General features: G+C 64.3%; 15 protein-coding genes. 11 read left to right on the top strand and 4 right to left on the bottom strand.

Annotated elements, in window-relative coordinates; translation table 11 throughout:
• Window positions 1–85: 85 nt before the first annotated feature.
• Both fixJ and fixL read right to left on the bottom strand, forming a co-directional pair.
• Window positions 86–733 (bottom strand): oxygen response regulator transcription factor FixJ, encoded by a 648-nt coding sequence (gene fixJ / locus VSR34_RS01815; protein WP_028210080.1) that lies wholly within the window; start codon window positions 731–733, stop codon window positions 86–88.
• Window positions 730–3,243 carry an oxygen sensor histidine kinase FixL gene (gene fixL / locus VSR34_RS01810; RefSeq protein ID WP_028230466.1) on the bottom strand — a complete coding sequence of 838 codons (2,514 nt, stop codon included), beginning with the start codon at window positions 3,241–3,243 and terminating at the stop codon, window positions 730–732. The genes fixJ and fixL overlap by 4 nt, the downstream gene beginning before the upstream one ends.
• Before the next feature lie 292 nt (window positions 3,244–3,535).
• Here fixL and aceE point away from each other — a divergent pair, with 292 nt between their 5' ends.
• The 3 genes from aceE to lpdA all read left to right on the top strand — a co-directional run bounded on the left by aceE (window position 3,536) and on the right by lpdA (window position 9,843).
• Complete coding sequence (gene aceE, locus VSR34_RS01805; protein ID WP_342961721.1) at window positions 3,536–6,232, top strand: pyruvate dehydrogenase (acetyl-transferring), homodimeric type; 2,697 nt, start codon at window positions 3,536–3,538, stop codon at window positions 6,230–6,232.
• A gap of 76 nt (window positions 6,233–6,308) precedes the next feature.
• Window positions 6,309–7,985 carry a dihydrolipoyllysine-residue acetyltransferase gene (gene aceF / locus VSR34_RS01800; protein WP_342961720.1) on the top strand — a complete coding sequence of 559 codons (1,677 nt, stop codon included), beginning with the start codon at window positions 6,309–6,311 and terminating at the stop codon, window positions 7,983–7,985.
• 91 nt (window positions 7,986–8,076) lie between these two features.
• Complete coding sequence (gene lpdA / locus VSR34_RS01795; protein WP_028210076.1) at window positions 8,077–9,843, top strand: dihydrolipoyl dehydrogenase; 1,767 nt, start codon at window positions 8,077–8,079, stop codon at window positions 9,841–9,843.
• Window positions 9,844–10,096: 253 nt separating this feature from the next.
• Here the strand turns inward: lpdA and VSR34_RS01790 are convergent, their stop codons facing one another.
• On the bottom strand, window positions 10,097–10,672 hold the full coding sequence (locus VSR34_RS01790) for a phasin family protein (RefSeq protein ID WP_028210075.1): 576 nt from the start codon (window positions 10,670–10,672) through the stop codon (window positions 10,097–10,099).
• Between the two features lie 681 nt (window positions 10,673–11,353).
• Here VSR34_RS01790 and pbpG point away from each other — a divergent pair.
• Window positions 11,354–12,532 carry a D-alanyl-D-alanine endopeptidase gene (pbpG, locus tag VSR34_RS01785; RefSeq protein WP_028210074.1) on the top strand — a complete coding sequence of 393 codons (1,179 nt, stop codon included), beginning with the start codon at window positions 11,354–11,356 and terminating at the stop codon, window positions 12,530–12,532.
• A gap of 153 nt (window positions 12,533–12,685) precedes the next feature.
• Here pbpG and VSR34_RS01780 read toward each other — a convergent pair whose 3' ends face one another.
• Complete coding sequence (locus tag VSR34_RS01780; protein ID WP_028210073.1) at window positions 12,686–13,486, bottom strand: IclR family transcriptional regulator; 801 nt, start codon at window positions 13,484–13,486, stop codon at window positions 12,686–12,688.
• A 188-nt stretch (window positions 13,487–13,674) separates the two neighbouring features.
• Between VSR34_RS01780 and VSR34_RS01775 the strand changes: the two genes are divergently transcribed.
• From VSR34_RS01775 to iscU, 7 genes are all read left to right on the top strand, one after another.
• Complete coding sequence (locus VSR34_RS01775; RefSeq protein WP_342961719.1) at window positions 13,675–14,397, top strand: (Fe-S)-binding protein; 723 nt, start codon at window positions 13,675–13,677, stop codon at window positions 14,395–14,397.
• A 76-nt stretch (window positions 14,398–14,473) separates the two neighbouring features.
• On the top strand, window positions 14,474–15,916 hold the full coding sequence (locus tag VSR34_RS01770) for a lactate utilization protein B (RefSeq protein ID WP_342961718.1): 1,443 nt from the start codon (window positions 14,474–14,476) through the stop codon (window positions 15,914–15,916).
• A 158-nt stretch (window positions 15,917–16,074) separates the two neighbouring features.
• A complete protein-coding gene (locus tag VSR34_RS01765; protein ID WP_028210071.1) occupies window positions 16,075–16,305 on the top strand; it encodes a hypothetical protein in 231 nt (76 codons plus the stop codon).
• Between the two features lie 139 nt (window positions 16,306–16,444).
• A complete protein-coding gene (locus tag VSR34_RS01760) occupies window positions 16,445–16,930 on the top strand; it encodes a low molecular weight protein-tyrosine-phosphatase (protein WP_342961717.1) in 486 nt (161 codons plus the stop codon).
• A gap of 181 nt (window positions 16,931–17,111) precedes the next feature.
• Window positions 17,112–17,645: a Fe-S cluster assembly transcriptional regulator IscR gene (iscR, locus tag VSR34_RS01755; RefSeq protein WP_028210069.1), complete on the top strand. Its 534-nt coding sequence runs from the start codon at window positions 17,112–17,114 to the stop codon at window positions 17,643–17,645.
• Window positions 17,646–17,729: 84 nt separating this feature from the next.
• Window positions 17,730–18,953, top strand: a complete 1,224-nt coding sequence (locus VSR34_RS01750; protein ID WP_028210068.1) for an IscS subfamily cysteine desulfurase — start codon at window positions 17,730–17,732, stop codon at window positions 18,951–18,953.
• 142 nt (window positions 18,954–19,095) lie between these two features.
• Entirely contained in the window at window positions 19,096–19,500 is a 405-nt protein-coding gene (iscU, locus tag VSR34_RS01745; protein ID WP_028204173.1) for a Fe-S cluster assembly scaffold IscU, read from the top strand.
• Window positions 19,501–19,530: the final 30 nt, after the last annotated feature.

Below are 19,530 nucleotides of genomic sequence, written 5' to 3'. Positions count from 1 at the left end.
GGAAGGAGGTCCAGATGCGGCGGCGGCGCGCCGCAGGCTGCATTCGCGCGCACCACGGCGCACGAATGCACTTAAGACCGCGCGCTTACTGCTGCGCCTGTTGCGGCTTGTTGGAGAGCGCGAGACGCAGCAGGTCGGCGACCGTGTTGACGTTGAGCTTCTCCATGATGTTGGCGCGGTGCGCCTCCACGGTCTTGATGCTGATGCCGAGGTCGTCGGCGATCTGCTTGTTCAGGCGGCCCGCGATGATGCGCTCGAGCACCTGGTGCTCGCGCGCCGTGAGCTTGCCGAGTCGTTCGGCCGCAGCGCGCTGCTGCTGCACGTTGCTGCTTTCGTTGCGCGCCTTGTCGAGCATGCGCTCGACGAGCTTGCGCAGCTCGGCTTCGTCGAAGGGCTTTTCGATGAAATCCATCGCGCCCTTCTTCATGGTCGAGACGGCCATCGGGACATCGCCGTGACCCGTCACGAAGATGATCGGCAGCGAGGCGTTTTCGGCGATCAGGCGTTCCTGCAGTTCGAGGCCGCTCATACCGGACATGCGCACGTCGAGTATCAGGCAGGCGATCTGTCCGGCCTGCTGCGCCGGCTGATAAGCATCGAGGAACTCCTCCGCGCTGTTGAAGCACTGGACGCGGTAGCCGTTCGCTTCGAGGAGCCAACGCAGGGAGTCTCGTACGGCCTCATCGTCATCGACAACAAAGACGGTTTCCTGGGTGGTGACTGGGCTGTTCATGGCTCTCCCGTAACGGTTTGTGGAGTCGGTTCTTCGGAGCCCCGCGAAGGGCTGTCCGTTTCGCCGATGGGCAGACTGCAATGGAACGTTGCGCCGCTGATGTGGCCGTCGGATTCGACGTTGTTGACCACCCAGAGACGCCCGCGGTGCGATTCGATGATGGAACGGCAGATGTTCAGGCCCATGCCCATGCCATCGGATTTCGTACTGTAGAACGGTTCGAAGAGGCGTTCGGCCGTGGCTTCGTCCACGCCCGGACCCTGGTCCACGACGCTGATGCACACGTTGCCGCCTTCGCGCTTCACGATCACGCGGATCATCGCATCGATCGCATTCGGACGCGCCTCGGCCATGGCTTCGGCTGCGTTTTTCAGCAGGTTGACGAGCACCTGCTCGATCAGCACCGGATCGACGTAGATCACGGGCATGCGCGAGCGCATGTCGGTCACGATGCGGATGCGGCGCTTGCGCGCCTCGATTTCGGCGAGGCCCACGGCGTCGGCCACGATGTCGGCCACGCGCGTGGCCTGGCGCTTGGGCTCGCTGCGCTTCACGAACTCGCGGATGCGCTTGATGATCATGCCCGCGCGCACCGCTTGCTGGGCCGTTTTCTCGAGCACGGGCAGCAGGTTGTCGGGCGCGGCGCGGCCCGACTTCACGAGCGCGACCGTGCCGGATGCATAGTTGTTGATCGCGGCGAGCGGCTGGTTCAGTTCATGCGCAAGCGAGGAGGCCATCTCGCCCATCGTCATCAGGCGGCTCGTGAACTGGAGCTTTTCGTCCTGCTGGCGGGCCAGCTCCTGGGCCTGCTTGCGCGTCGTGATGTCGGTCGCGATCTGCATCTGCGCGAGGTGGCCGTCCACCCACTGGATGTACTGGCGGCGCACTTCGAACCACTTCTGGATGCCCTCGACGTACACCTCCTGTGCGTCCGCCGTGCTTTCCGTGAGCGCGGTGGCGGGCAGGCCCGCGAAGGCGTCCACCATGTCGATCGAGTCCGATGAGGCGTTGGCCGAGTCGAAGCCGCCGCCGCCGGCCAGTTCGAGGTGGCCGTCCGGACGGATGCCGAAGAGGTGGCGGTAATAGCGGTTCGCGAACAGCAGCTCGGCTTCGTCGGCGGCGAGCACGGAGACGGCCGCGTCGAGGCTCTCCAGCACCGTGGTGAAGCGCTCGTGCGCGGCGGCGAGCTCTTCGCGCGCGCGCTTCGGTTCGGTGATGTCGGTCATCGACGACATCCAGCCCGTCTGACGGCCCGAGCTGTCGATGAGCGGCGAGACGTAAAGGCGGGCATGGAACTGCGAGCCGTCCTTGCGGCGCACGCGCAGCTCGAAGCCCGAGGAGGGCGCCTTGCCGCGCAGCGTCATGTCGAGCTGGCGCTGCATTTCGGGGTAGGCGTCGCGCGGCCAGTAGGGGAACGGCGCATTCTTGCCCACGAGGTCGCTTTCATCCCAGCCAGTCATGCGGCAGAAGGCCGGATTCACGTGCGTGATGCGCCCGTGCATGTCCAGCACGCGCATGCCGATCAGCACCGAGTTCTCCATCGCGCGACGGAAGAATGCTTCCGCGTAGAGCGCCTGCTGCGCCTCGAAGCGCTGGCGCGTGTGCTTCCAGAGACTCCAGAGGCTCCACAGCACGAAGCACGACAGACCCGCGACCAGCCACACGAGCGTGTTGTTCGTGAAGTTGGTCATCTGCGGAAACGAGTACACGCGTACCGAAACGCCCTGGCCCGGCGGATCGAGCGGCAGGTCGTAGTAGACGTCGCGCGGCAGGCGCGGGCGCGTCGAGGTGGTGGCGAGCTCGCGGTCGTTCGCGTCGAGAATCGAGATCTTGTACTTGGCCGACAGCTCGGGCGGGATGTCGTGCTTCAGAATGCCTTCGACCGAGAACACGGCCGCGATTGAGCCAAGAAACTCGCGATCGCGGTATACCGGCGTTTGCAGCGTGATGTAGCCGTTGCCGACGTCGTCGTAGATGAGCGGGGAGTACACCTGGCGCCGCGTCGAGCGCGCTTCGGCGAAGGCGGCCTTCACGGCTTCGTCCATTTGCGCGTCGTTGGGCTTGGCGAGGCGCTGGCCGAACAGCGGCATTGCCGTGTTGGGCCACCTCGGCTCCTGCTGGCTCGTGTACCAGTTGAGATAGAGGATCTCCGGATGGCCCTGCATGATGTCCGTGGTGGACGTCTGGAAATATTGCGGATCGCTGTGGCCCGCCGCGAGGTCGCGCGCCAGCGCCTGCAGTTGCTCCTGCGCGCCCGTCATGGAAAGCCGGATCTGCTGCTGGGCCCACGCGACGTTGCGGTAAAGCGTGTCTTCCTGCTGCTGTTGCTCGCGGCGGTTGAGGCTCCACAAGATCAGGCTCATGACGACCAGGAACACCAGGATCGACAGGAGCGGCGTCAGCAAATAGGAATTCGACCACCAGGGTCCGTGGTGCCAGCGGGACGGCGACGACTCGCCGGGCGTTCCGGGCGGCCGCGCCGAGCGTGCGAAAAGCCGTTCGGTCAACATGGCAAGGATTGTAGCGCAGCGTAAGACACGGAAATGCCGCGAAAAAAGCAGTAAATCGCCGATAAACGGGTGCAAACTGACCGTTATCGCCACAGGGGCGCGAACGATTAAGCGTGCGCTGCAGCAATTTTCCACATTATAAAATCACATCTCGCAATTCGAAAATTTTGTTGCGCAAGGCCCAGGGGGGTCATTACAATCGCCCGGAAGCTGCTGCGGTTGGCCCGGTCGCGCCTCAAGCGCTGCCGCCAACATGGCCCGATCAACAGCGTTCCCCCATCAGGAGACGAGCATGTCCGCTGTACCCGACGAAGTCCTAAAGTACGTTGCCGCCGACAAGGACGAGGATCCCCAGGAAACTGCCGAATGGCTCGAAGCGCTGGACGGCGTCATCTCGACGGTCGGCCCTGATCGCGCCCATTACCTCATCGAGAAGCAGATCGAGTTCGCGCGCGTGCACGGCGAGCATCTGCCGTTCTCGGCCAACACGCCGTACATCAACACGATTCCGGTCGCCAACCAGGCCCGCAATCCCGGCGACCAGGACATCGAGCACCGCATCCGCTCGTACACGCGCTGGAACGCCATGGCCATGGTGCTGCGCGCGGGCAAGCATACGAACGTCGGCGGCCATATCGCCTCGTTCGCCTCGGCGGCCACGCTCTACGACGTCGGTTACAACCACTTCTGGCGCGCGCCTTCGGCCGAGCACGGCGGCGATCTCGTGTTCGTGCAGGGCCACTCGTCGCCGGGGGTCTACTCGCGCGCGTTCCTGCTCGGCCGCCTGACCGAAAAGCAGCTCGACAACTTCCGCCAGGAAGTGGGCGGCGAGGGCATCTCGTCGTACCCGCACCCGTGGCTCATGCCCGACTTCTGGCAGTTCCCGACCGTCTCGATGGGCCTCGGCCCGATCATGGCGATCTACCAGGCGCGCTTCATGAAGTACCTGCAGGCGCGCGGCATCGCGAAGACCGAGGGCCGCAAGGTATGGGCCTTCCTCGGCGACGGCGAGACGGACGAGCCCGAATCGCTCGGCGCGATCGGCATGGCCGGCCGCGAGCGTCTGGACAACCTCGTGTTCGTCATCAACTGCAATCTGCAGCGCCTCGACGGTCCGGTGCGCGGCAACGGCAAGATCATCCAGGAGCTCGAAAGCGAGTTCCGCGGCGCGGGCTGGAACGTCATCAAGGTCATCTGGGGATCTCGCTGGGACGCATTATTCGCGCGTGACAGATCGGGCGCGCTGATGCGCCGCATGATGGAAGTCGTCGACGGCGAGTACCAGACGTACAAGTCGGAGTCGGGCGCCTTCGTGCGTGAGCACTTCTTCAACTCGCCGGAGCTGAAGGCGCTGGTCGCCGACTGGTCCGACGACGACATCTGGAACCTGAACCGTGGCGGCCACGACCCGCACAAGATCTACGCGGCGTTCCACGAGGCATCGAACTCCAAGGGCCAGCCGACCGTCATCCTCGCGAAGACGATCAAGGGCTACGGCATGGGCGAAGCCGGCCAGGCGATGAACATCACCCACCAGCAAAAGAAGATGCAGGTGGATCAGCTCAAGAAGTTCCGCGACCAGTTCCGTCTGCCGATCACGGACGAGCAGATCGTCGACGTGCCGTATCTCACGTTCGAGGAAGGCTCGAAGGAACTCGAATACATGCGCCAGAAGCGCATGGACCTCGGCGGTTACCTGCCGGCTCGCCGCCAGAAGGCCGAGTCGCTCCCGGTGCCGAGCCTCGACGCGTTCGAGCCGCTGCTCAAGGGCACGGGCGAAGGCCGCGAGATCTCCACGACGATGGCGTTCGTGCGTATCCTCAACATCCTGTTGAAGGACAAGGCGCTCGGCAAGCGCGTCGTGCCCATCGTGCCGGACGAGTCGCGCACCTTCGGCATGGAAGGCCTGTTCCGCCAGATCGGCATCTGGAACCAGCAGGGCCAGAAGTACGTGCCGGAAGACTCCGACCAGCTGATGTTCTACAAGGAATCGGAGACGGGTCAGATCCTGCAGGAAGGCATCAACGAAGCCGGCGGCATGTCGGACTGGATCGCAGCCGCGACGTCGTACTCGACGCACGGCGAGATCATGATCCCGTTCTACATCTTCTACTCGATGTTCGGCTTCCAGCGCATCGGCGACCTCGCATGGGCCGCGGGCGACATGCGCTCGCGCGGCTTCCTGCTGGGCGGCACGGCAGGCCGCACGACGCTCAACGGCGAAGGCCTCCAGCACGAAGACGGCCACTCGCTCCTGTGGGCCGCTTCGGTGCCGAACTGCGTGAGCTACGACCCGACGTTCGGCTATGAACTCGCGGTCATCATGCAGGATGGTCTGCGCCGCATGGTGCAGGACCAGGAAGACGTGTTCTATTACATCACGGTGATGAACGAGAACTACGAGCACCCGGCGATTCCGCAGGGCGAGAGCGTGGCGGCCGATATCATCAAGGGCATGTACGCGTTCCGCAAGGGCGCGGACAACGCCAAGGCGCCGCGCGTGCAACTTCTGGGCGCGGGCACGATCTTCAACGAAGTGATCGCCGCCGCCGACCTGCTGAAGAACGACTGGGGCGTCGAAGCCGACCTCTGGAGCGTGCCGAGCTTCACCGAACTGGCCCGCGAAGGCCATGAAGTCGAGCGCTGGAACCTGCTGCACCCGAGCGAGCCGCGCCGCGAATCGCACGTCGAAAAGCTGCTCAAGGGCACGCAAGGCCCGGTCATCGCATCGACCGACTACGTGCGGGCGCTCGTCGACCAGATCCGCGGTCTGGTGCCGCGCAAGTTCGTGGTGCTCGGCACCGACGGCTTCGGCCGTTCGGACACGCGTGAGAAGCTGCGTCACTTCTTCGAAGTCGATCGCTACTGGACCACGATCGCGGCGCTCAATGCGCTCGCGGACGAAGGCAAGATCGAGCGCAAGGTGGTGGGCGAAGCCATCGCCAAGTACAACCTCGATCCGTCCAAACCCAACCCGATGACCGTCTAACCCATCACCCCGTGCATGGCATGCGCGCCTCCCCGAAGCGGGGAGGCGCGTTTTATGCGGCCCCGGAGACAAAACAATGAGTCAAGCGATCGAAGTCAAGGTGCCGGACATCGGCGATTACAAGGACATTCCTGTGATCGAGGTGCTGGTAAAGGCGGGCGATACCGTCGAAAAAGAACAATCCCTCATCACGCTGGAGTCCGACAAGGCGACGATGGACGTGCCGAGCCCGGCGTCGGGCACGGTCAAGGACGTGAAGGTCAAGGTCGGCGACAACGTGTCGGAAGGCTCGCTCGTGCTCGTGCTGGACGGCGCCGGCGCGGCTGCGGCTCCGGCCGCTGCACCTGCCCCGGCAGCGGCACCGGCTGCCGCCGCACCGGCGCCTGCCGCAGCGGCTGCTGCTGCACCGGCACCGGCCGCTGCACCGGCCGCCGCGGGCGGCGGCGCGCAAACCGTCAAGGTGCCGGACATCGGCGACTATAAGGACGTGCCCGTCATCGAGGTCGGCGTGAAGGTCGGCGACCGTGTCGAGAAGGAGCAGTCGCTCGTCACGCTCGAATCGGACAAGGCGACGATGGACGTGCCGAGCCCGGTGGCCGGCGTCGTCAAGGCAATCCTGGTCAAGGTCGGCGACAACGTGTCGGAAGGCACGGAGATCGTCGTCGTCGAAGCGGAAGGTGCTTCGGCTGCGGCCGCCGCGCCGGCTGCGAAGCCCGTCGAACTGCCGTCGGACGCGCCTGCGCCCGCAGCAGCCCAGCCCGCGCCTGCCGCACCGTCGGCGCTCGCACAGGCGCCGATCATCCCGGCTGGCGAAGGCGGCGCGCGCCGTCCGAGCCATGCTTCACCCTCGGTGCGCAAGTTCGCGCGCGAACTCGGCGTGGACGTCGCCCGCGTGACGGGTACGGGTCCGAAGGGCCGCATTACCCAGGACGACGTCACCGCGTTCGTGAAGGGCGTGATGACGGGCGCGCTCGCCGCGCCTGCCGGCGCTGCAGCCGCTCCCGCCGCAGGTGGCGCGGGCCTGAACCTGCTGCCGTGGCCGAAGGTCGACTTCACGAAGTTCGGCCCGATCGACACGCAGCCGCTCTCGCGCATCAAGAAGATTTCCGGCGCGAACCTGCACCGCAACTGGGTCATGATCCCGCACGTCACGAACAACGACGAAGCGGACATCACCGAGCTCGAAGCGCTGCGCGTGCAGCTGAACAAGGAGAACGAGAAGGCAGGCGTGAAATTCACGATGCTCGCGTTCGTCATCAAGGCCTGCGTCGCGGCGCTCAAGAAGTTCCCGACCTTCAACGCGAGCCTCGACGGCGACAACCTCGTCTTCAAGCAGTACTACCACATCGGCTTCGCCGCCGACACGCCGAACGGCCTCGTCGTCCCCGTGATCCGCGACGCGGACAAGAAGGGTCTCGTCGACATCGCGAAGGAAATGGCCGACCTCTCGAAGCTCGCGCGCGACGGCAAGCTCAAGCCCGACCAGATGCAAGGCGGCTGCTTCTCGATCTCGTCGCTCGGCGGCATCGGCGGCACGCATTTCACGCCGATCATCAATGCGCCGGAAGTCGCGATTCTCGGTCTGTCGAAGAGCGCCATGAAGCCGGTGTGGGACGGCAAGCAGTTCGTGCCGCGCCTCACGCTGCCGCTCTCGCTCTCGTACGACCACCGCGTGATCGACGGCGCGGCTGCCGCGCGTTTCAACGCGTACCTCGCTTCGATCCTCGGCGATTTCCGCCGCGTGATTCTGTAAAACCGCATCGACCGGCTTACGCTGGCGGCGCCGCACGTGTGAATGCGTGCGCGCCGCGGCGGGCGCGGCCGGTCGTCCAAAAGGGGACACCATGAGTCTCGTCGAAGTGAAAGTGCCGGATATCGGCGACTTCAAGGACATCGACGTCATCGAAGTCAACATCAAGGCCGGTGACGTGATCGAGAAAGAACAGACGCTGCTCTCGCTCGAGTCGGACAAGGCCACGATGGAAGTGCCGAGCGATGTCGCGGGCACCGTCAAGGAAGTGAAGATCAAGGCCGGCGACAAGGCGTCGCAAGGCACGGTGATCGCACTGGTCGAGGCTTCGGAAGGCGCAGCGGCGCCGGCGCCGAAGGCTGAGGCGCCCAAGGCTGAAGCACCCAAGGCCGCCGAAGCACCGAAGGCAGCTGCGCCGGCGCCGCAGGCCGGCAGTTTCAGCGGCAACGCGGACGTCGAGTGCGACATGCTCGTGCTCGGCGCGGGCCCCGGCGGCTACTCGGCGGCGTTCCGCTCCGCCGACCTCGGCATGAAGACCGTGCTGGTCGAGCGTTATTCGACGCTCGGCGGCGTCTGCCTGAACGTGGGCTGCATTCCGTCGAAGGCGCTGCTGCACACGGCGCTCGTGATCGACGAAGCCGAAGAGCTCGCCTCGCACGGCATCACGTTCGGCAAGCCGCAAATCGATCTCGACCGCCTGCGCGACTTCAAGTCGGGCGTCGTCAAGAAGCTCACCGGTGGCCTCGCCGGCATGGCCAAGGCGCGCAAGGTCGAAGTCGTGACGGGCGTGGGCGCGTTCCTCGATCCGCACCACATGGAAGTGGTGGGCGAGGGCGGCAAGAAGATCGTCAGGTTCAAGCAGGCGATCATCGCGGCGGGCTCGCAGGCCGTGAAGCTGCCGTTCATGCCGGAAGACCCGCGCGTGGTCGATTCGACCGGCGCGCTGGAGTTGCGCCAGATTCCGCAGAAGATGCTCGTCATCGGCGGCGGCATCATCGGGCTGGAAATGGCGACGGTCTATGCGACGCTCGGCGCGCAGATCGACGTCGTGGAAATGCTCGACGTCCTCATGGCCGGTGCGGACCGCGATCTCGTGAAGGTCTGGGAGAAGTACAACGCGAAGCGCTTCGCGAACGTCATGCTCAAGACCAAAACCACGAAGGCCGAGGCGAAGCAGGACGGCATCTATGTGAGCTTCGAAGGCGAGAAGGCGCCGGCCGAGGCGCAGCGCTACGACCTCGTGCTCGTGGCCGTGGGCCGCTCGCCCAACGGCAAGAAGATCGGCGCGGACAAGGCGGGCGTGGCGGTGACGGATCGCGGCTTCATCGAAGTCGACAAGCAGATGCGCACCAACGTGCCGCACATCTTCGCGATCGGCGACGTGGTCGGGCAGCCGATGCTCGCGCATAAGGCCGTGCACGAAGGCCATGTGGCGGCGGAAGCCGCGCACGGCGAGAAGGCGTACTTCGACGCACTGCAGATTCCGTCGGTGGCTTACACCGATCCGGAAGTGGCGTGGGCCGGCAAGACCGAGGACCAGTGCAAGGCCGAAGGCATCAAGTACGGCAAGGCCGTGTTCCCGTGGGCCGCTTCGGGCCGTGCGATCGCCAACGGCCGCGACGAGGGCTTCACGAAGCTGATCTTCGACGAAGAGACGCATCGCGTGATCGGCGGCGGCATCGTCGGCCTGAACGCGGGCGACCTCATCAGCGAAGTGTGCCTCGCGGTGGAAATGGGCGCGGACGCGACCGACATCGGCAAGACGATCCACCCGCACCCGACGCTGGGCGAGTCGATCGGCATGGCTGCGGAGCTGTATGAAGGCGTGTGTACCGACTTGCCGCCGCAAAAGAAGAAGTAAGCTCGTGCCGCGCCGCCTCACCGGGCGGCGCCCATGAAGAAACGGCGCACTCCGCGAGGAGTGCGCCGTTTGCATTTGGGGTAACGCTGTGTGCCGCGTGGTCCTGCCGGTGCTACGAGAGGCGCCTGAGCGTAAAAAGAAATCCCGGTCGGCGACCGGGCAAGTGGCACGCCGTGAGGCATGCCGGAGCGTTCAGGTCCGGCATCGGGCGCCGCGCTGTTTCAGTGCGGGCCCCGGGTTCGACGCACTACGTTCAGACCGGCTTCTTGGTGGCCGAAGCGGCAGCCGAGCGCGAAGCCTGTGCGGCGGCCTTGCTGGCGGCGGCGGTGGCGGCGTTGAAGTTGCTTTCGGCCATTTCCACGGCTTGCTTCGTGGCCTTGTGGACCGTTTCGTAGGTCGTGTTCGCGGCGTTGATGGCCGACTTGATCACGGCGACCGCGGTTTCCGAGCCAGCCGGCGCATTCTTCGCGACGTTATCGACGAGCGACTGAACCTTGCGGTTCTGCTCTTCGTAGTGGGCTTCGGCGACCTTCGCAAACTCGGCCTGGGTGGCCGAGGCGATTTCATACACGTGACGGCCATACGACAGCAGCTTTTCGGTCAGCGGCTGGGCATAGCTCGTTTGCAGGGCCAGGAATTCCTGCGCGTCCTTGACCGACAGTGCGCGCTGGGCGTGTTCCTGCGTTTCCGCCAGATTCGAGCGGACAGCCTGAAGGTTCAATTCGACGAGCTTTTCCACGCCTTCGAATGCCTTGCCGGTGAGGCCGAACAGGGTTTCGACGTTGGCTTTCTGGGCAGCGGCGAATTGCTCAGGGGTCAGCAGACTCATGTTTACGCTCCTGGATTGGTCGGCGGCCTTCTTGGGTCGCCTGAAGTAAGAAGTGGCACTACGCTGGTGCTCTGTCGCTCGCGTTGTGCGTCGCAACATTACCTCGATTTTAGGATCTCGCGGAAGAAAGTCAAGATTTTTTGGTGCGTCGCACAATCTCAACAAATTATTATTAAACAATCACTTATGCATGATGGTTAGGAGGGCTGCGACAATCGCGACAGCAACCAGTGCGCGGGCTCGGGGAGCGGCGGAGAACCGCTTTCTGCAAGGTGCGCCTGATCTCGCGTGAAAGCAGATGCGGGATTTCACCGAATGCGTCTACCGAATTGCTACATGGAACGTTAATGATCTATTGCAGTCGAACGCGTGTCGCGCGGCACGGCGGCACCGGTGGTCAGGCGGTTCATCCGCATTTTCCTCAGTTCAAGTTCTGTACGACGAACGCCGTTAACGCAGCAAGCGCACTTTGCGTGCGCCGTAAGCGTTCTCAGCAAGCGGCGTCGTGGCGGGGGGATTGTCTGCCTCCATCGAACGCAATCGAACGCGGGAAGTGCATTGATCTGCTCAATCGAAGGTCATATTTCGGTTTAATGAGCGCCGATAAGTGCTTCAATTTGCGAATTTTTTGTGGTTTTACTACACTTGGCGAACGATCCCGCCGCTCCATCAAGAACACCAATGAAATCCGACAAGCTCCTGTCGTTCTCACTGATGCCGTCGTCGGTCATCAGCGCCGCGTTGTCGGTTGCTGTGTCCGTCGCCATCGGTGCGACGCTCGTGGCGCCCGAAGGCGCCTTTGCTGCGTCGCAAGACGCCGCGCCGGCCAAAACGGCCAAGGCGAAGAAAGCCAGCAAGAAGGTTGCGAAGGCCGAGCCGGCAACGGCCGGCAACCAGGCGGCCACAACCCGCAGCGCCGCCTCGAAGGAAGACGTTGCGCGCCCGGTGGCGAAAAAACGCCGCGTCACCTACACGATGAACGGTCGCCATCATTCGGCGATGCGCCGCGTGGCGTTCGAGCCGCGCCAGCCGACGGTCGGCCAGGCCTTCGGCCTGCACGAGACGCCCGACTCGCTGATGCTGCGTTCGGGTGTGGCCTACGTGGTCGACCAGAACACGCTCGAGCCGCTCTTCGACAAGAATTCGCATGCGGTTGTGCCGATCGCCTCGATCACGAAGCTGATGACCGCCATGGTCGTGCTCGATTCCAAGGCACCCCTCTCGGAATCGATCGAAGTGACCGATGAAGACCGCGATTACGAGAAGAACACGGGTTCGCGTCTCTCGGTGGGTTCGGTGCTTTCGCGTGAAGACATGCTGCACATCGCGTTGATGGCCTCGGAAAACCGCGCGGCGGCGGCGCTCTCGCGCTACTACCCGGGTGGCCGTCCGGCGTTCATCGCGGCGATGAACGCGAAGGCGAAGCAGCTCGGCATGACCGATACGCACTTCGAGAATTCCACGGGTCTGACGAGCCGCAACGTCGCCACCGCACGGGATCTCGTGAAGATGGTGAACGCGGCTTACCAATACCCGATGATTCGCCAGTTCTCGACCGACCGCAGCTACGACGTGTTCACGGGCAAGCGCAATCTTGCCTACAACAGCACGAACGCGCTGGTGCGCAACGCCTCGTGGGACATCGGCCTCCAGAAGACAGGCTTCATCAACGAAGCCGGTGAGTGCCTCGTCATGCAATCCACGATCCACAATCGTCCGGTGATCATGGTGCTGCTCGATTCGAGCGGCAAGTACTCGCGCTTCGCGGATGCTACGCGCGTGCGTACGTGGCTCGACAATGGCGGCGCCGACCAGCAGCCGCGTATCACGAGTGCGGATGCAAGCGGTCCCGGCACCTGAACGGTAGTCCGGCACGCAGCGTGCCGATGTGCGAGTTGCGGACTGATTTCGCACTGCAACGAAAACGCCCCGCAATCGCGGGGCGTTCTGCTTTGAGAGGTTGCCGCTCCGTTCGTTTCCGTAAGCGGCTCTGGACGGCGGTCCTGGCCAGCTTCAGGCGGGCTGGGCGTTACCTTCGGCGGGCTCCGGGTGGTAGCCGAGCGATTCTGAAATGGTGAGCGCGGTCTTGCTCAACTGGCCGAGCCACGAATCCTGCAGGCGATCGGCGGGGGCCGAAAGCGAAAGGCCCGCCACCAGTTTGCCGGTGTCGTCGTAAATACCCGCCGCGATGCAGCGAACGCCCAGTTCGAGTTCTTCGTTATCGCGTGCGCAGAATTGCTGGCGCACATGAGCGAGTTCGCGCTCGAGGCGGCCCAGATCGGTAATGCTGTTGCGCGTATGGCCCGACAGGCCGGTACGCGTGGCGTAGGCTCGCACGCGGTTCGCCTCGTCGGCGGCGAGGAAGAGCTTGCCCACCGACGTGAGGTGCAACGGGGCGCGTCCGCCGATCGCGCGCACCACCTGCATGCCCGAACGCTCCGAGTAAGCGCGTTCTATATAGACGATCTCGTCGCCCTGGCGCACGGAAAGGTTGACGGTCTGGCCCGTGAGGCGGTGCAGTTCGCGCATGGGCGTGAGCGCCGCGTCGCGCACGGACAGTCGCGCTTTCACGAGGTTGCCGAGTTCGAGCAGGCGCATGCCGAGCCGGTACGTGCCGGGATCGGAACGGTCGACGAGACGGCAACTCACCATGTCGTTGAGGATGCGGTGCGCTGTCGAAGGATGCAGTTCGGTGCGTTGCGCAAGTTCCTTCAGGCTCACAGGGTCGCTATGCGCGGCCAGCGCGTCCAGCAGGCGCATCATGCGCTCGATCACCTGAATCGAGGTCTTCGGATCTGGATGGGTGTCGCTCATGGGTTCAGATTCGTTTGACGCGTGAGGCGGAAAAGGCATTGTATCTCGTATTGTGAAAAAAGTAAGCGCTTGGCGGCCGATGTGCGCTGCAGTGCGGAATATATTTAGCCGGCCAGGCAGCCCAGGCCCGCGTTGGTGACGGCGGCGAAACAGCGGATAATCGGGGACGGTTTTCACGAGGAGTTCCCATGCGAGTCGGTCTGTTCGTCACCTGCCTCATCGACACGATGCGCCCTGAAATTGGCTTTTCGACGCTGAAGCTGCTCGAAGATGCGGGCTACGAGGTCATCGTGCCGCCCGCGCAAACCTGCTGCGGTCAGCCGGCCTATAACTCGGGGGAGCGGGCGATCGCTCGTGATCTCGCGGAAAAGACACTGCGCGAATTCGAGCAGTTCGACTACCTGGTGGTGCCGTCGGGCTCGTGCGGCGGCATGGTCCGAGTGCACTACGGCGACCTGTTCCGGGACGATCCAGAATTGATGGCGCGTTACGGCAAGCTGCGCGAGCGCGTGTATGAACTCACGGATTTCCTCGTCAATGTCGCGAAGGTCACGCTGCCCCAAGGGGAGTTCAACGGCCCCGTGACTTATCACGATTCGTGTTCCGGCCTGCGCGAACTCGGAGTGAAGGAACAGCCGCGCGCGCTGCTCGCCCAGCGCGGCGTGGAAGTGCGGGAAATGAAGGACTGCGAGCATTGCTGCGGCTTCGGCGGCACCTTTGCCGTGAAATACGGCGATATCTCGACGGCCATTGCAGACGAAAAATGCGCGAATGTAGCGGCGACCGGTACGGGCGCCGTGGTGCTCGGCGACCTCGGCTGCATGCTGAACATCGAAGGTCGTTTGCGCCGCAACGGGGATACCGCCACGCGCGTGCTGCACATCGCGCAGGTGCTGGCCGGCGACGTTTGACGCGCCGCTCGTCGTCGCCGATTCCTCGCCCATTCGTCACGCCTCGCCCGAACCCGCCCACCATTGCGCTGACACCATGCAAGTCCAATCGATGCAGTTCAAGGCGCGCGCCGGCCAGAAGCTGGCCGACCAGCGTCTGCAGCAGAACCTCAAGAAACTCTCGACGAAGTTCGTTTCCGCGCGCGCCGAGGCCATCACGGCAATCGACTTTCCAGCCACGCGCGCGGCGCTCAAGGCTCGCCGCAATCGCGCGCTCGAAAACCTCGATGTCTGGCTCGAGCAGTTCGAGACCGAGGCCACGCGGCGGGGCGTGACCGTGCTCTATGCGGAAACGGCGCGCGACGCCGCGAAGCTGGTCGCGGACATTGCGCGCCGGCACGACGTGCGCAAGGTGATCAAGACGAAGTCGATGGTCTCCGAGGAAATGCGGCTCAACGCGGTGCTGGCGGAAATGGGCGTGCAGTCCATCGAGACCGACCTGGGCGAGTACATCCTGCAGATCAACGACAACGAGGCGCCCAGCCACATCATTGCGCCCGTCGTCCACAAGGACAAGGACGAGATCGCCGGGCTCTTTGCCAGGACGCACGGTAAGCCGCGCCTGACCGAAATCCCCGACATGACGCGCGAGGCGCGCGAAGTGCTTCGCCCGCACTTTCTCTCGGCCGACATGGGGGTGACGGGCGGCAACTTTCTCGTCGCGGAAACGGGCTCGGTGGTGCTGGTGACGAACGAGGGCAACGAGGGCATGTGCACCGTGATGCCGCGCGTGCACGTGGCGGTCACCGGCATCGAGAAGGTGCTCCCCACGCTCGAAGATCTCGCTACCGCCATGCGCCTGCTGCCGCGCTCGGCGACGGGGCAGGCCACGTCGAATTACTTCTCGGTGCTGACGGGGCCGCGCGGGTCCGACGACCAGGACGGCCCCGAGCACATGTATGTCGTGCTAGTGGACGGCGGCCGCATTGGCCTCATCGGCGGCGAGTTCCAGGAGATGCTGCGCTGCATCCGTTGCGGCGCCTGCATGAACCATTGCCCGGTCTATCAAAAGGTGGGTGGCCATGCCTATGGCTGGGTTTATCCGGGGCCGATGGGCTCCGTGCTCACGCCGAGCTACGTCGGTATCGACCAGGCCCTCGATCTGCCGCAGGCGGCGACGCTCTGCGGTGAATGCAACAGCGTCTGCCCGGTCGGCATTCCGCTTTCGGATCTTTTGCGCAAGCTGCGCGAGAAACAAACCGAGCGCCATCTGCGCCCCTGGCGGGAACGCGCTGCACTGGCCGCGTGGGGCTGGCTCGCGCTGCATCCGGGCGCCTATGGGCTCGTCACACGCCTGGGCGTCCGGATCCTGGAGCGCATGGGCGGGCAGGCGCGGCTCATCCGCAAGCTGCCGTTCGCGCGCGGCTGGACAAACGGCCGCGACATGCCTGCCCCGGTTGGCCGCACGTTCCGCGAGTTGTATGCGGCCCGGAACACGCATCTCGACACGACCAGGTCCAGGCGCGCCGACGAGGCTTGACCTCCCGTGATAGTCAAGCGTTGTTCGCCGACTATTTAGCCGGGCGCAACAGTGTGTTCGTGCCGCGCGGGTTTTTCCTGATTGCGACTCTCTATATCATCTCGACTGGCGATAGTGCGCTCGTGCTCTTCGCCCAACAGTCGATAGAGAGTCGCATCATGAGAAAGAAAATAACGGTGTACTGGCCACTGGCGCTCATCGTGCCGCTCGCGGCGATCGCGTGGATCCATGCGTGGAAAACCGCGGAGCAGCAAATGCCCCTCGCCGCCGGACAGTTCACGGCCGAGCTCGCGCGCGCCGTGTCGTACGGCCTCGTAGGCAGCGACGGCAAGACGCCCGTGAAGGCGATGACCGGCGCTGCGGGGCTGCCGCAGTCGAACGCGATCTGATGAACCGCTCGCGCAACGCTGCCGGGGCGCTGCGAGTCGGCGTGCCTACCGGCCGCGCCGCGCATAATTGTTGCCCTTTGTATAATTGGCGACTCGCCGACGCGCGCTGTGTGCCGGCCGCCGCTCCAGCGTCCCAGCAATGAAAACGGTTTCTGTCTGCTTCGTTTGTCTTGGCAACATCTGCCGCTCGCCCACCGCGGAGGCCGTGATGCGGCGTCTCGTCGACGAAGCGGGACTGACGGAACACCTCGAAGTCGATTCTGCTGGCACGGGCGACTGGCACATCGGCGAGGCGCCCGATGAGCGCGCCCAGCGTGCGGGCGGTCAGCGGGGCTACGATCTCGCGCCGCTGCGTGCGCGGCAGATTGCCAAAGAGGATTTTCGGCGCTTCGATCTGATCGTGGCGATGGACGAGGCCAATGTCGTAGCGCTGCAGGGCATCTGTCCCGCTGCGGAGCGCGACAAGATCCGCCTGCTGATGGAATTCGCGCCGCAGGCCGAAGCGCGCGTGGTTGTCGACCCTTATTTCGGCGGCGACGCGGGCTTCGAAACGGTGCTTGATCAGTGCGAGACAGCCTGCGCGGGCCTGCTGGCCGCACTGCGTCCGCAACTGATGGTTGAATGAGCGGCGCGCAATCTGCCAGATTCGGGCAGATGCGGCCAGATTTGGCCAGCCGTAGAAAACGCGCCATTTTCCCTGGTCGCAACACACGTAATAACCCCAAATCGCGATGCGGATACTTGACTAAACTAGTCATGTATTTATACTTGACGAAAATTGTCGAGAATTGCGGTTCCCATACATCATGAGACTCACCACCAAAGGCCGTTTCGCCGTCACGGCGATGATCGACCTGGCCCTGCGCCAGGAGCAGGGCCCGGTGACGCTTGCGGGTATCAGCCAGCGCCAGCATATTTCGCTGTCGTACCTCGAACAGCTGTTCGGCAAGCTCCGCCGTCACGAAATCGTCGAATCGGTCCGCGGGCCGGGCGGCGGGTACAACCTCGCGCGCCGCGCGGAGGATGTCACGGTCGCGGACATCATCATCGCCGTTGACGAACCGCTCGACGCCACCCAGTGCGGCGGCAAGGGCGCCTGCGAAGGCACCAAGCAGCACGACGGCCACTGCATGACGCACGAACTCTGGTCGACGCTGAACCAGAAGATGGTCGAGTACCTCGATTCCGTGTCGCTCAAGGACCTGGTGGACAAGCAGCGCGCCCGCGAAGGCGCGGCGCCCGCCGTCCTGCGCGACCGCCGCACCGAGGCCCCGGCGGTGGAGCCGGTGAGGACGATGCCGCTTGGTCCGAACTCGATCTTCAACATGGCGGGTTCGTAAGCGCCTTCCCGAGCGGTTCACGACACGAGCCGGCAACGCAATACACAGTACAGCGCAGCACAAAAAGATTCCCCGGAGCGATAGATGAATAACGACATTCCCCACCTGCCCATTTACATGGACTACAGCGCGACGACCCCGGTCGACCCGCGCGTGGTGGACAAGATGATCCCGTATCTGCGCGAGCAGTTCGGCAATCCGGCGTCGCGCAGCCACGCCTACGGCTGGGACGCGGAGCGTGCCGTCGAGGAAGCGCGCGAGCAGGTCGCGGCGCTCGTCAACGCCGACCCGCGCGAAATCATCTGGACCTCCGGCGCGACCGAATCGGACAACCTCGCGATCAAGGGTGCCGCGCACTTCTACAAGAGCAAGGGCAAGCACATCGTCACGGTGAAGACCGAGCACAAGGCCGTGCTCGACACCTGCCGCGAACTCGAGCGCGAAGGCTACGAAGTGACATATCTGGACGTCAAGGACGACGGCCTGATCGACCTCGACGTGTTCAAGGCCGCGCTGCGCCCGGACACGATCCTCGTTTCCGTGATGCACGTGAACAACGAGATCGGCGTGATCCAGGACATCGAGACGATCGGCGAGATCTGCCGCGAAAAGGGCATCGTTTTCCACGTGGACGCCGCGCAATCCACGGGCAAGGCGCCCATCGACCTGCAAAAGCTCAAGGTCGACCTGATGTCGTTCTCGGCGCACAAGACTTACGGTCCGAAGGGCATTGGCGCGCTGTACGTGCGCCGCAAGCCGCGTGTGCGCATCGAAGCGCAGATGCACGGTGGCGGCCACGAGCGCGGCATGCGCTCGGGCACGCTGGCCACGCACCAGATCGTCGGCATGGGCGAGGCGTTTCGCATCGCGCGCGAAGAGATGGCCACCGAAAACGAGCGGGTGCGCATGCTGCGCGACAAGCTCCTCAACGGCCTGAAGGAAATCGAAGAAACCTACGTGAACGGCGACATGGAACAGCGTGTCCCGCACAACCTCAACATCAGCTTCAATTTCGTCGAAGGCGAGTCGCTGATCATGGCGGTCAAGGACGTGGCGGTGTCGTCGGGCTCGGCGTGCACGTCGGCGTCGCTGGAGCCGTCGTACGTGCTGCGCGCGCTCGGCCGCAACGACGAGCTGGCGCACAGCTCGATCCGCTTCACGGTGGGCCGCTTCACGACCGAACAGGACGTCGACTACGTCATCAATCTGCTGAAGACGAAGATCGCCAAGCTGCGCGAGCTCTCGCCGCTGTGGGAAATGCATCAGGACGGCATCGACCTGTCGACCATTCAGTGGGCGGCGCACTGAAGCCACCGCATTGAAGCCACCGCATTGAAGCCGCCGCATTGAAGCCGCACCAAGGCGACAGTGGCGCAGTCAGCAGCGAATAACGAACCGGCCGCAGCGCATCGAACATGCAGCGCGGCCAACGAATTGAAGGAGTGTGATCATGGCATATAGCGACAAGGTTCTGGACCACTACGAAAACCCGCGCAACGTCGGCTCGTTCTCGAAAGACGACGACGCGGTGGGCACCGGCATGGTCGGCGCGCCGGCATGCGGCGACGTGATGAAGCTGCAGATCCGCGTGGGCGCGGACGGCGTGATCGAAGACGCGAAGTTCAAGACCTACGGTTGCGGCTCGGCGATCGCATCGAGCTCGCTCGTGACCGAGTGGGTGAAGGGCAAGACACTCGACCAGGCGCTCGACATCAAGAACACGCAGATCGCCGAAGAGCTGGCGCTGCCGCCGGTGAAGATCCACTGCTCGATTCTCGCGGAAGATGCGATCAAGGCAGCGGTCGCCGACTATCGCCAGCGTCATACGACGGAAGCAAAGGCCGACGCAGCGTAAGCGCGCGGTGTTGAGGCGGGACGGCGCCGG

The organism is Paraburkholderia sp. JHI2823, from assembly GCF_038900695.1.
Lineage (GTDB): Bacteria > Pseudomonadota > Gammaproteobacteria > Burkholderiales > Burkholderiaceae > Paraburkholderia > Paraburkholderia mimosarum.
This window is presented reverse-complemented; position numbering and strand designations above follow the sequence as displayed.

What these genes read in the sequence shown, in the direction of transcription:
- fixJ (WP_028210080.1), bottom strand. Translation starts at nt 733, where the DNA reads ATGAACAGCCCAGTCACCACCCAGGAAACCGTCTTTGTTGTCGATGAC.
- fixL (WP_028230466.1), bottom strand. Translation starts at nt 3,243, where the DNA reads ATGTTGACCGAACGGCTTTTCGCACGCTCGGCGCGGCCGCCCGGAACG.
- aceE (WP_342961721.1), top strand. Translation starts at nt 3,536, where the DNA reads ATGTCCGCTGTACCCGACGAAGTCCTAAAGTACGTTGCCGCCGACAAG.
- aceF (WP_342961720.1), top strand. Translation starts at nt 6,309, where the DNA reads ATGAGTCAAGCGATCGAAGTCAAGGTGCCGGACATCGGCGATTACAAG.
- lpdA (WP_028210076.1), top strand. Translation starts at nt 8,077, where the DNA reads ATGAGTCTCGTCGAAGTGAAAGTGCCGGATATCGGCGACTTCAAGGAC.
- VSR34_RS01790 (WP_028210075.1), bottom strand. Translation starts at nt 10,672, where the DNA reads ATGAGTCTGCTGACCCCTGAGCAATTCGCCGCTGCCCAGAAAGCCAAC.
- pbpG (WP_028210074.1), top strand. Translation starts at nt 11,354, where the DNA reads ATGAAATCCGACAAGCTCCTGTCGTTCTCACTGATGCCGTCGTCGGTC.
- VSR34_RS01780 (WP_028210073.1), bottom strand. Translation starts at nt 13,486, where the DNA reads ATGAGCGACACCCATCCAGATCCGAAGACCTCGATTCAGGTGATCGAG.
- VSR34_RS01775 (WP_342961719.1), top strand. Translation starts at nt 13,675, where the DNA reads ATGCGAGTCGGTCTGTTCGTCACCTGCCTCATCGACACGATGCGCCCT.
- VSR34_RS01770 (WP_342961718.1), top strand. Translation starts at nt 14,474, where the DNA reads ATGCAAGTCCAATCGATGCAGTTCAAGGCGCGCGCCGGCCAGAAGCTG.
- VSR34_RS01765 (WP_028210071.1), top strand. Translation starts at nt 16,075, where the DNA reads ATGAGAAAGAAAATAACGGTGTACTGGCCACTGGCGCTCATCGTGCCG.
- VSR34_RS01760 (WP_342961717.1), top strand. Translation starts at nt 16,445, where the DNA reads ATGAAAACGGTTTCTGTCTGCTTCGTTTGTCTTGGCAACATCTGCCGC.
- iscR (WP_028210069.1), top strand. Translation starts at nt 17,112, where the DNA reads ATGAGACTCACCACCAAAGGCCGTTTCGCCGTCACGGCGATGATCGAC.
- VSR34_RS01750 (WP_028210068.1), top strand. Translation starts at nt 17,730, where the DNA reads ATGAATAACGACATTCCCCACCTGCCCATTTACATGGACTACAGCGCG.
- iscU (WP_028204173.1), top strand. Translation starts at nt 19,096, where the DNA reads ATGGCATATAGCGACAAGGTTCTGGACCACTACGAAAACCCGCGCAAC.